Genomic DNA, 2325 nt, shown 5'->3' with positions numbered 1-2325 from the left:
AGCCTGCACCTTGCAGAACAAGCACCTTCCAGCCATCTTCCGGCCCCCTGACCAAAAGTAAAATTCCTAAAACGGCCAGTGCCTTGGCGCTCACGTCCAAAACGGCCACCAAACGCATCCGTTCCAGACCCTGAAAGTACCACCGCAATGTAAAAGCCATCGCTAATGCCCAAAATACCCCAGCCCACAGAATCTTGGAGTGCTCCTGAAAAGGCGGCACCCAATGACAAATGACAAAGACCACCCCAAGCACGACTGAGGCGAGAACCACTTTTGCCCCCAGAACCCCGGCAATAAGATCGGCACGTCTATCCAGAGAATCCCGAGTCCGTGCGACCTCCCGAGTCGCGGAAAGATCGAACCCGTACTCTACAACTAAGTTGATGTATTGTCCGAAAGCCTGGGCGAAAGCCACCATACCCCATTCCTCTGGTCCCAACACTCGAGCCAAATAGGGTACAGTGATAAGAGGGAAGAAGTAATTGGCAATGTTCACGCCATAAAGGGCCAGCACGTTATGAACAAGTGCATGGCGTAAAAACCTACTGAAGCAAGTGGGCATGCCCTTAAGACACCTCTTAGTGTACTATTGAACACTGTACGCACTGCTATTTTTAGAAGCTTTTTTCATGCCGGCCAGATTCCAAGCCTTCTGGATCGGACTTCGCCCCGCATGCAATCTGATTTGGTGGCCCACTGGGCACACGTCACACCTTTTGTAAGGCCCAGGTAACCGATCCCAATTACCACCACCATCATCGAATCAAGATAGCCAGCAAACGTCCCTCCCGGCAATAAAAACAAACAACATTACACCACGACTGTTCATCTCAGTCCTCACCCTTGAGTGTCGCGAGCGGCTCTCGGATATTGTAACCGAATACCACACCGTGGTGACAGTTCTCAGCAAAACTTAGGCATGTCCCAGCGAAAATCTCTTCGGGTATCCAACCTTCGCTCACACAGCACCCCTTACAACCTTAGACGCTTTACCGACGTTTCCGCCCGGGTGTTTCGCTTACTGACTGGAATCAGCGAGGAACACCTAAATACCTATGAGCCTCCTGGGCATACTCCAGCTTTATTATAGAAATAAATCTGCGATATGTCACTGAAAAGCTCTGCCTTCAACTGTTTTGACCAAAAAATTTGACCCATGAGCCAACGTGAGTTATACAATGGCTAATGGAAATGATATGTACCAAGTGGAAAAACACGCCTACCAAACGCACAGCGCAAGGGTTTACAGACATTCAATACTCGTTTACACATTTGCAATGAAAAACGTTCGAAGTTCGCGACGTCTTGCCAGCCGTTCCCTAGCAGGTTAACCCTCACGCCAACCCCCGCACCGGCTCCGTGGTCGGTACCCTGCCACGGATGGCCCGAGGCGCCGGTCGCCCGGTCGCGAACCCTTGTCCCAACTCCACGCCCATGTCCCGGAGGCAGGCGAACTCTTCCGCCGTCTCGATCCCTTCGCCGATCACCCGGGTGCCCGACTCCCGGGCGTAGTCCAGGAGCAGCGCCGCCATTCGCCTGGCCGCCGCATTGTCGGCGATGCCCCGCACCAGGAAACGATCCAGTTTAAGAAACTCCGGCTGTAAACAGACGAGGGTCTGGAGGCTGTTGTACCCGGTCCCGGCATCGTCCACCGCCACCCGAAACCCTTGGGACCGGTAATGATAGAGCAGTCGGGCGAAGCGGCCGTAGTCCTCAATCGCCCCGCGCTCGGTCAATTCCAGCACAATTTGGGAAGGAGTAAATCCGTAGTCCTGGACCAGGCGAAGGGTGTGCCCGGCCCGGAAAGACGGATCGGCGATCACATGGGGATGGATGTTGAGGAAAATCAGGGCATTTCGGAGGTCGCTCATCGCCTCGACCTGTTCCGCAAACCGACACAGGGCCATCTCCCTGCAGCCGCGCTCCACGGCGAACACCTGGGAAGACTGCCCGACATAGTGGTAAAAAGCCTCCGCATTTGGAAACGACGAGCTCACCGGCGGCCGGTTCAACACCTCAAACCCAATGGTCTCCCCGTCGGCCAGACGGATGATGGGCTGAAACAGTGTCACCATGTTGCGGTCCCGGATGAACCGCTCCAGCTCCCGGCGCCGCACCGCCTCTTCATACAACTCCCGCCTCCGCCGCACCGCTTCCCGCCCGGCGCAAATCCACGCGGACAGCTCCTGTTTCCATGATCGGGGCCCCCAAGGCATCTTGTCACCTTCTCCAAAGACCTGAACTCGTACAGACTTGGTAAGGACGATTATAGCCGCGTGTCGAAATTGGCGGGTGAATGAATCGTTAAGGATTCGAAAATCCCTT

At 55.0% G+C, this 2325-nt stretch carries 2 protein-coding genes; both read right to left on the bottom strand.

What is annotated here, in order from left to right:
* A partial coding sequence (locus K6T64_RS16695) for an oligosaccharide flippase family protein (protein ID WP_288011354.1) occupies positions 1 to 562 on the bottom strand: 562 nt, incomplete at its 3' end.
* 772 nt (positions 563 to 1334) lie between these two features.
* On the bottom strand, positions 1335 to 2325 hold a 991-nt coding region (locus K6T64_RS16690), incomplete at its 5' end, for an EAL domain-containing protein (protein WP_288011352.1).

It is taken from the genome of Kyrpidia sp. (genome assembly GCF_023512215.1).
GTDB lineage: Bacteria > Bacillota > Bacilli > Kyrpidiales > Kyrpidiaceae > Kyrpidia > Kyrpidia spormannii.
This window is presented reverse-complemented; position numbering and strand designations above follow the sequence as displayed.